This window comes from Mesorhizobium sp. M7A.F.Ca.US.002.01.1.1 (assembly GCF_004022955.1).
Taxonomy (GTDB): Bacteria; Pseudomonadota; Alphaproteobacteria; order Rhizobiales; family Rhizobiaceae; genus Mesorhizobium; species Mesorhizobium ciceri.
In genome coordinates this window covers 1-9452 of the sequence record NZ_RZQE01000220.1, presented here as the reverse complement: position 1 = coordinate 9452, position 9452 = coordinate 1, and the positions used below count along the sequence as shown (strand labels likewise).

General features: G+C 61.7%; 8 protein-coding genes. 4 read left to right on the top strand and 4 right to left on the bottom strand.

Annotation, left to right across the window (positions count from 1 at the left end; genetic code table 11):
- Positions 1–347 precede the first annotated feature (347 nt).
- Both acs and EN932_RS20560 read left to right on the top strand, forming a co-directional pair.
- The gene (gene acs, locus EN932_RS20565) at positions 348–2303 is read left to right on the top strand and encodes an acetate--CoA ligase (RefSeq protein WP_127368803.1); all 1956 of its coding nucleotides are present in this window, start codon (positions 348–350) and stop codon (positions 2301–2303) included.
- On the top strand, positions 2303–3046 hold the full coding sequence (locus EN932_RS20560) for an MOSC domain-containing protein (protein ID WP_127368802.1): 744 nt from the start codon (positions 2303–2305) through the stop codon (positions 3044–3046). The genes acs and EN932_RS20560 overlap by 1 nt, the downstream gene beginning before the upstream one ends.
- A 1-nt stretch (position 3047) precedes the next feature.
- Here the strand turns inward: EN932_RS20560 and EN932_RS20555 are convergent, their stop codons facing one another.
- The 3 genes from EN932_RS20555 to EN932_RS20545 all read right to left on the bottom strand — a co-directional run bounded on the left by EN932_RS20555 (position 3048) and on the right by EN932_RS20545 (position 7552).
- On the bottom strand, positions 3048–4316 hold the full coding sequence (locus EN932_RS20555; protein ID WP_013529019.1) for a cyclopropane-fatty-acyl-phospholipid synthase family protein: 1269 nt from the start codon (positions 4314–4316) through the stop codon (positions 3048–3050).
- 364 nt (positions 4317–4680) lie between these two features.
- Complete coding sequence (locus tag EN932_RS20550; RefSeq protein WP_127368801.1) at positions 4681–6159, bottom strand: TadE/TadG family type IV pilus assembly protein; 1479 nt, start codon at positions 6157–6159, stop codon at positions 4681–4683.
- A 523-nt stretch (positions 6160–6682) separates the two neighbouring features.
- Positions 6683–7552, bottom strand: coding sequence for a transglutaminase family protein (locus EN932_RS20545; protein WP_013529017.1), 870 nt, complete (start codon positions 7550–7552; stop codon positions 6683–6685).
- 165 nt (positions 7553–7717) lie between these two features.
- Between EN932_RS20545 and EN932_RS20540 the strand changes: the two genes are divergently transcribed.
- A complete protein-coding gene (locus EN932_RS20540; RefSeq protein ID WP_063169463.1) occupies positions 7718–8383 on the top strand; it encodes an HAD-IA family hydrolase in 666 nt (221 codons plus the stop codon).
- Between the two features lie 7 nt (positions 8384–8390).
- Here EN932_RS20540 and EN932_RS20535 read toward each other — a convergent pair whose 3' ends face one another.
- Complete coding sequence (locus EN932_RS20535) at positions 8391–8612, bottom strand: DUF1674 domain-containing protein (protein WP_013529015.1); 222 nt, start codon at positions 8610–8612, stop codon at positions 8391–8393.
- Between the two features lie 105 nt (positions 8613–8717).
- Between EN932_RS20535 and htpX the strand changes: the two genes are divergently transcribed.
- Positions 8718–9452, top strand: a 735-nt coding sequence (htpX, locus tag EN932_RS20530; RefSeq protein WP_128369023.1) for a zinc metalloprotease HtpX, incomplete at its 3' end; no start/stop codon positions are given.

Below are 9452 nucleotides of genomic sequence, written 5' to 3'. Positions count from 1 at the left end.
AGCCATAGCCTTTGAGCATCAGGTCCATTTCGGCATGGTCGCGCATGACGGTCCCCAGGTTGATTCGCCTGTCCTCCCACGGCTGATTGTGCGCGCCGCTGATTAACCGTCTATTGATTTTTTCTTCATCTGAACCGGCTTTAGCATGCGAAAACATGCAGTTAGCAGCGCACCTCTTCGAGTGCTGACAGCCCTGGAGAAGCCCCTGCGGCATCCCGCCGCGCGAATCCAACGTCTAATGTTGCCGTAACGGCGGAACTGGTAATAATGCCGCCGAATTCGCGGCCGTGTCGCCGCGATCCCGCCGGCATTTCAAGCCGGCGATTGGTTCGGGAGGAAAGTCAGGAATGTCCGAGTTTCATGTCCATCGCGTCCAGCCGGCGTGGAAGAAAAACGCGCTGATCGACAATGACACCTACCTGAAATGGTATGCCGACAGCGTCAAGAACCCGGACAAATTCTGGGGCAAGCACGGCAAGCGCATCGACTGGTTCAAGCCGTTCAGCAAGGTCAAGAACACCTCCTTCGACGGCAAGGTCTCGATTAAATGGTTCGAGGACGGACTGACCAACGTTTCCTACAACTGCATCGACCGGCATCTGAAGAAGCGCGGCAACCAGACCGCCATCATTTGGGAAGGCGACAATCCCTACGACGACAAGAAGGTCACCTATAACGAGCTCTACGAGCATGTCTGCCGGCTCGCCAATGTGATGAAGAAACACGGCGTCAAGAAAGGCGATCGAGTCACCATCTACATGCCGATGATCCCGGAAGCCGCCTATGCGATGCTGGCCTGCACGCGCATCGGCGCCGTCCATTCGATCGTCTTCGGCGGTTTCTCGCCGGATGCGCTGGCCGGCCGCATCGACGACTGCAAGTCGACCTTCGTTATCACGGCTGACGAAGGCCTGCGCGGCGGCAAGCCGATCCCTTTGAAGGAAAACACCGACAGGGCGATCGAGATCGCCGCGAAAGCCGGAACGAAAGTCGAAAAGGTGGTGGTCGTGCGACGCACCGGCGGCAAGACCGGCTGGGTTTCAGGCCGCGACGTCTGGTATCACGACGAGATCGCGACGGTGAAAGCCGAATGCAAGCCCGAGAAGATGAAGGCCGAGGACCCGCTGTTCATTCTCTACACGTCGGGTTCGACCGGCAAGCCGAAGGGCGTGCTGCACACCACCGCCGGCTATCTCGTCTACGTCTCGATGACCCACCAATATGTCTTCGACTACCATGACGGCGACATCTACTGGTGCACCGCCGATGTCGGCTGGGTAACCGGCCACAGCTACATCGTCTACGGCCCGCTCGCCAACGGCGCCACCACGCTGATGTTCGAAGGCGTGCCGAACTATCCGTCGCAGTCGCGCTTCTGGGAAGTCATCGACAAGCACAAGGTCAATATCTTCTACACCGCGCCGACGGCGTTGCGCGCGCTGATGGGCGCCGGCGATGCGCACGTGAAGAAGACGTCGCGCAAATCGCTGCGCGTGCTGGGTTCGGTCGGCGAGCCGATCAACCCGGAAGCCTGGGAGTGGTATTTCAACGTCGTCGGCAACGGCAAGGTGCCGATCGTCGACACCTGGTGGCAGACCGAGACCGGCGGCATCCTGATCACGCCGCTGCCAGGTGCGACCGACCTCAAGGCGGGTTCGGCGACGCGGCCTTTCTTCGGCATCAAGCCGCAGCTGGTCGACGGCGAGGGCAAGGTGCTGGAAGGTGCGGCCGACGGCAATCTGTGCATCACCGATTCCTGGCCGGGCCAGATGCGCACAGTCTATGGCGATCACGACCGCTTCGTGCAGACCTATTTTTCGACCTACAAGGGCAAGTACTTCACCGGTGACGGCTGCCGCCGCGACGCCGACGGCTATTACTGGATCACCGGCCGCGTCGACGACGTCATCAACGTTTCCGGCCACCGCATGGGCACGGCCGAAGTCGAATCGGCGCTGGTCAGCCATGAGAAGGTTTCCGAGGCCGCGGTCGTGGGCTATCCCCACGACATCAAGGGCCAGGGTATCTACAGCTACGTCACCTTGATGAAGGGTGCCGAACCCACCGAAGAGCTGCGCAAGGAGCTTGTTGCCCATGTCCGCAAGGAGATCGGCGCCATCGCTTCGCCCGACAAGATCCAGTTCGCGCCGGGCCTGCCGAAGACGCGTTCCGGCAAGATCATGCGTCGCATCCTGCGCAAGATCGCCGAGGACGATTTTTCTGCCCTGGGTGACACCTCGACGCTGGCCGACCCGGCCGTCGTCGATGATCTGGTCGCCAACCGGCAGAACAAGAAGAGCTGATGCAGGCCGCGCTGGGCACTGTCAGCGAACTCTGGCGCTATCCGGCGAGTTCGCTTGCCGGCGAGCGCCTGAAAACAATCTCGGTCGACGTCGAGAGCATCGACGGCGACCGCCTGTTCGGCCTTGTCGACGTGTCCGACAACGAGATCGCACGACCGGACCGCGACGCGAAATGGCACAAGGTGCCGCGCATCCGCACCCGGCTGTCGCCGACCCTGGAACTCGAGATTGCCGTTCCCGAGGGCGACTGGCTGGCCGCGCCAAGCATCGAGAGCGACCGCGCGGTGTCGGCCTATCTCGGCTTCGAGGCCTCGCTCCGTCCGTTTCGCCGCGAGAATGCCGGGCCTGACTATGCCGGCCCGCTGACCGCGGAGCGCTACCGCAAGGCGTCGATTCATCTGTTGACCACGGCTTCGCTGGCACGCCTGAAAGCATTGCACCCGGAAGGGGTCGCCGACCCGCGCCGCTTCCGCCCCAACATCGTTGTCGACATGGCGGCGATCGAAGGCTCGTTTCCCGAAACGGAATGGATCGGCCGCAAGCTTGCCGTCGGCGATCTCCTGCTGACCATCTCGGAACCCTGCCGCCGCTGCGGTTTCATCATCGTCGCCCAGGATGGCTTCGACCATGATCCGGCAATCCTGCGCAACCTGGTCCGCCACAACGCCCACAACCTCGGCGTCTATTGCACGGTCGACAGGCCGGCGCGCGTCGAAGTCGGCGACGCGATGCGCTTCCTGTAAGCTATCGATACAGATCCGCCCGTGTCGGCGGCAGGCCGCTTGGACCGCGCGCGCGCTTGGTCACGACGGTCTGGAAAATCTGTGCCGATGCGCGCTCGAAGGTAATCGAACAGCCCGTCAGGTAAAGCAGCCATAGCCGCGCCCTGGCCTCGCCCACCTCGGCGATAGCCTCGTCGAACCTTTCGTTGAGTCGCTCCGCCCACAGCCTGCAGGTGCGGGCATAGTGCTCGCGCAGGTTCTCGACATCGTAGACGAGAAAACCATGCGCCTCGAGATTGCCTGTTGTCATGCCGATGGTGTCGAGTTCGCCGCCGGGAAAGATATATTTGAGCAGCGCCTTGAACTCCGGCCCTTTGCGCAAGGTCTTCTTGATGTCGCCCTTGCTGCGCCGGGTGATGGCGTGGTGCAGATAGATGCCGCCCGGCTTCAGCAGGCGATGAATGGTCTTGAAATAAGTCGCATGGTTGGCGAGCCCGAGATGTTCGAACATGCCGATCGACGAAATCTTGTCGAAGCTGCCGGTGAGTTCCGCATAGGATTTGATCTCGATGGTGATGCGGTCCTCCAGCCCCTCGGCGCGAATGCGTTCGCGGGCCAGCTCGGTCTGCGCCTGCGACAGCGACACACCGTGGCCGACGACGCCGTAGTTCTTCGCCGCATGGATCAGCATGGCGCCCCAGCCGCAACCGATGTCGAGCAGTCGTTCGCCCGGTTTCAGCCGGAGCTTGCGGCAGATGTGGTCGAGCTTGTCGACCTGGGCCTCGTCGATGCCATTGGCGAAATCCTTGAAGTAGCCGCAGCTATAGACCATGCGCTCGTCGAGAAAGAGCCGGTAGAAGGCGTTCGAGATGTCATAGTGATGCTGGATCGCCTCCTGGCTCGAACCGCTGACATAGGGATTGCGCCCGGACAGATCGGTCCGCGCGCTCATCTGCTTGCGTGCCAAAAGCACGGAAGGCAGGTCGCGCAGGATCGCCATTTTCGGCAGCGACTTGAGCTTGGTTCTGAGCTTGCCTTGCGACGGCAGGGCATAAAAATCGAAGATCGTCCCGTCTTCGATGTCGATCGTTTTGGAAATCCACATCTCGATCAGCGTCGACAGGGACGGTCGCTTCACGATCTGCCAGACGATGTCCTGGTCGTTGATGGTGAGCACCGGACCAGTGGCGGGGCCGATCCGCTCCCCGGTCCACAGCCTGACCGCAAAACCCGGCTTCAATGTCTCGATCACCGTTCGAACGATGCGAGCGGCCTTTTCGGCTGCCTCCATGCGATTCCTCCGAATGCTGGCTCAGGGGCAGAAGTTTGCCCGGTCGGCCTGGCAATCGCAAGCCGGCCCGCACCAGGCCCGCCCGTTGGTTAATTTCAGACCTGCACCTTGTCTTTTGCTGCAATGCACCCCATCATGAGTATGTGTTCAACAAATCGAAAGGAGGTGATCCGATGTCGAGTGATTTCGTTTTCCAGAACGTGGCCTCAGCGGATTGCACTTTCGGGAAGCAGTCTTCCCGTTAAGGCGCGAAATGCGCGGCGGCTGACCTGATAGGTCATCGCCATGGGCCGCGCCACGGACGGAAACACGGAAGGCCGCCAGCTTCGAAAGAAGCGGCGGCCTTTTCCGTTTGCGGACTAGACTACTGGGTCAATGCGACCTTTTCGGTGTTGCGAATGATTTCCTGAAAGGCGTTGTCCAATTCGGCTCCGGTGGACACGTCGAAGAAATGCCTCTTGGCGCCGGAGGTATCCTTCGACGAACAATCCTTCAGCACCGCCTTTGCCTGGTCCCGCTCGGTTGTCGACATATCCTTGTCGTCCAGATCGAAGCCGATGGTGAAAATCTCGATGCCGTCGTTTTTCATGTTGTCGCACAGCGTTTCGGCGTTGCCGCGCGCAAGGGTGCCCTGCCTGTTGTAGCTGTCCCCAGCACCGGCGAAGGCGGTATTGAACTGGCCATCGGTCATCAGGATCGCGACCTTGGCGATCTTCTTCGGATCGGCATCCGAGGCACCCTTGCCAAGACCGGCATTCCTGATCGCAGTGCGCCATTGCGGCGACAGCATATAATAGGTCCACTGAATGGCGATCGCGCCGGCCGTAAACCCATTGGCCCGGAAGTCCTCGATCGATTCAAGCAAGGCATCGGAATCGGCGGTCAGCGGGATCACTTTGGCATCAGGGCACCTGTTCATGTCCCCGTCACCGAGATGATCGTCCCGGTTGACCAGAGCATAGTATTTCTTGCCGTTCCCGTCGGTGCGAACAGTATCCGGGCCGTCGGCGCTCATATCCGCGTTGCCGTTCTTGTCCTTGCGCTCGGTGGCGCAATTGTCGGGGCGTGGCATCGCCGCGCCGACCATGGAGATGTAGTCGCTGAAGGACGGCAGCAGATTTTTGCCTGTCTTGGCGACGAGAAGCGGACTGCCAGCGATGGGTGGGAGCTCAGAGCTGCCTTGCTTCTCGGCATAGATGTTTTCCGCCAGCTTGCCGGCGTTGACGCCAGATGCATAAGGCACAATCGCGACGCGGATGCGGGGGTTCTGCGGATCCTGTTTCTGCAGCATCGTCTGGACGGCGTTTTTTGCAGCTGTTTTCAGATCGCCGATTTTGTCGACCTTGCCGCGCTTGGCCATCGACCCCGTTATGTCGAGCATCATCGCCACTTCGACGGTCTTGTCCGAATAGAGCGCCGTCGTGGAGGCGGCGACGCGTTTCATGTCGCCCGTGCCAAAAATCGGGAAATACAGCCCGACATCGACATGGGCGTCAGCCTGGACCGTCTTGGCGGTCCTGTTGACGATCAGCCTGTCGAGTACGATCTGGTCGGCCTGCAGAATGCCTGCCTGGCTGTTGGCGTCGAGAAAGGCTTGCACCGATTTGTTGGCATCGGCTTCCTTGATGGCGCCGGTCGTTAGGTCGCGTGCCGTCGATGTGACCGCGGCGTCGACGACGCCTTGGAGGCTCGATCTGGCATTGTAGAGCTGCGATACGTTGACCGAGAAGCCAACAGCCAGCGCCAAGACCGAGGCGCTGAGGCCGAACAGGATTGCGAAATTTCCACCGCGATCCCTGGCGAACCCGCCGACCGCGTGAACAAGACCCCCGTAATTCCGCATCCTACAGCCTCCATTCGCCTCGGCCTCGTCGCCGCGGACAGGGCAATGCAGGATTCCCGCCGGATGACGCCGCTGGCTGGCAGAAGGCCGGCCGCTTGCCGCCAAATCATTGTTTTTGTTCGGCTTCAAGCTCCGCAAAGGTGAATGACTGGTAAACAGAAAAGCGCGGCCGCGGCTGCGTTTACGAGCCGGTTACCATGCTCAAGACGAAGCAATCACGGAATCCCGATGACGTCCTGTTGCGGGACAGGGTCCGTGTGCCGAAGCGGGCCAGTTGTCCCGAGACTGCAAGGCGCGAAATGATCGGATCCAACGCCTCCGGCCGTCGAAAGACCAAAGCGCCATCACGTTTGAAAACCAGGGCCGCTTTTGGCCGCGCCTCAAGGGGTGTTGAGATTCAGGTCAGGCCAGGTCGAAAATGATGGCTTTCGAGAACCGGAGCGGAGCGGACATTTGGTCCGTGAGCACCGGAAGCGCAGAAAGCCGTCATTTGCAGACCGGCCTCACCTGAATCGACATACCGTTAGGCCAGCATCTGTGCGCCGACGGTCCTGTCGATACCGTGGTAGGGCGGGTTGAACAGATTGCCTTCCTGTTCATAGGTCCATACCTTGAACAGGCTGAGCCGGTGGGCGCCGAAACTATGCAGCAGCGGCACGTCGGTGGCGTCGCGGCCGCGGGCGATGACGATGCGGCCGATTCTTGGCGTGTTGTGGCGAGGATCGAACGTGTACCATTTGCCGTCGAGGAACACTTCCAGCCACGCCGAAAAGTCCATCGGTGCCGGATCGGCTGGCACGCCGATATCACCGAGATAGCCGTTCACATAGCGTGCCGGAATATTCATGCAGCGGCAAAGCGTGATCGCCAGATGAGCGAAGTCGCGGCAGACCCCGACGCGTTCCTCATGCGCCTGAGCCGCCGTGCGGGTCGAGCGCGCATAGCCATAGCCGAACGACAGCCGGTTGTGGACATAGTCGACGATAGCCTGCACGCGCGCCCAACCGGACGGAATGTCGCCGAAGAGCTGCCAGGCCAGGCTGCTCAGATGATCCGTCTCGCAATAGCGGCTGCCCAGGAGATAACCGAGAACTTCGTCCGGCAGGTCCGCCACCGGCACTTCCCTGGCCAGCGTGTTTACCTCGTCCGTCTCGCCGCTGTCCTCGACGACCGCGTCGTACAGGATGCGAAAACCACCGGCGGGCGCTGTGAAGCGCCGGCAGGCATTGCCATGCAGATCGTGGTACAGCCTTGTCGGCACCGCGGGCGAGGTCAGCACCCGCGTCTGCCGCTTGATATCAGCCTGCCTGTCCCGATGGATCTCGAGCACTGAAATCACCGGCGTGGCGGCTACGCATTCGATGGCGATTTCATAGCCGAGCCGGATCAGCATCGTTGGTCCCCCCTTCGATCTTGTGAGAAGCAGTCCTTCCCAAACGCCCGGAGGATACCGTGGTTCCCTGGGCCGATCGAAAAGCCCACCCCGTGTCTTCCCCTGCCGCGGTCGAGACGTTAGGTTCGGCAACCCCACCAGCGCTCCCCGGACTCAAGGAAAATCATGTATTCAAGCAGAAAATTCGCGGCCTTCCTCTTCGACATGGACGGCACGCTCATCAATTCCATCGCCTCGGCGGAACGGGTGTGGAGCGATTGGGCACGCCGCCAGGGCCTCGACGTCGCTGCCTTCCTGCCGACGATCCATGGCGTACGCGCGATCGAGACCATCACCGGCCTGGCGCTGCCGGGCGTCGACCCGGCACACGAGGCTGATCTGCTGCTGAAGGCCGAGGCGGCCGATCTCGAAGGCATTATCCAGATCGCCGGCGCCGTGGCATTTCTCGATTCGCTGCCGCCCGAACGCTGGGCGATCGTAACCTCCGCCCCACGTGAGCTGGCGCTGTTGCGCATGAAGGCCGCGGGCATCCCCGTCCCGGCCGTCATCGTCGCAGCGGAAGATGTCTCCCGCGGCAAGCCGGCGCCCGATTGCTTCCGGCTTGGCGCGGAACGGCTCGGCTTCGACGCGCGCGACTGCCTCGTGTTCGAGGATGCCCCGGCCGGCATAGCGGCAGCCGAAGCGGCGGGCGCGGCGGTCATGGTCATCAGCGCCACGCACAAGCACCCCTTGCCAACGCAACACGCCGCGATCGCGGGCTACGACATGGTGGGCATCACCGTCGACGAGCGTGGCTGGATCGCGCTCGAGCCGCAGCGCAACGCCGCCTAGGCGGCGTCTAGAAATCGCTGGTCAGGCCCTTTACCTCCCAGTCGCCGTAGCGGCCGGGCTCCTTGCCGCCGCGGCCGCCGATTTCCTTCGGCGCCGAGGCTTCCTTTTCCAGGTACTTTGCACGCCTTGCTTCGGCTTCCGCGAGCGCACGTCTGGCTTCCGGCGTCAGCGCCTTTGGCTCGACATCATGGGCAAGCTCGGCATCGGTTTTACTGGCTTCGTCGTTCATGCGATATTTCCAGCGGATTGAAACGGGAACTGGTGTTTCCCATCATATAGCGATGAGACCAAGCGGATCGACCCCTTTTCGCTATCACCTGGACAGGAGCAGACGATGAACACACTTCGCACCGCCATGCTTCTTGCCGCGATGACCGCGCTGTTCATGGGCGTCGGCTTTTTGATCGGCGGAACCGGCGGCATGATGATCGCGCTGCTGATCGCCGCCGGCACCAATCTGTTCAGCTACTGGAATGCCGACAAGATGGTGCTGTCGATGAACCGTGCCGTCGAGGTCGACGAGAAGAACGCGCCCGAATATTACGCCATCGTCCAGTCGCTCGCCAAACAGGCCGGCCTGCCCATGCCGAAGACCTACCTGATCGACAATCCGCAGCCGAACGCCTTTGCCACCGGCCGCAACCCGCAGAACGCGGCGGTCGCTGCCTCCACCGGCCTGTTGCAGGCGCTGACGCCTGAAGAGGTCGCAGCCGTCATGGCGCACGAACTCGCCCATGTGCAGCACCGCGACACGCTGACCATGACGATCGTCGCCACCTTTGCCGGTGCCATTTCGATGCTCGGCAATTTCGCCTTCTTTTTCAGTGGCAATCGCGACAACAATCCGTTCGGCTTTGTCGGCGTGCTGGCGGCGATGATCGTAGCGCCCTTTGCCGCGATGGTCGTGCAGATGGCGGTCAGCCGCACCCGCGAATACGAGGCCGACCGACGTGGCGCCGAAATCTGTGGACACCCGCTCTGGCTGGCATCGGCGCTTGACAAGATCGCCCGCGGCGCCGAACGCATCCGCAACCCCGATGCCGAGCGCAATCCCGCGACCGCGCATCTC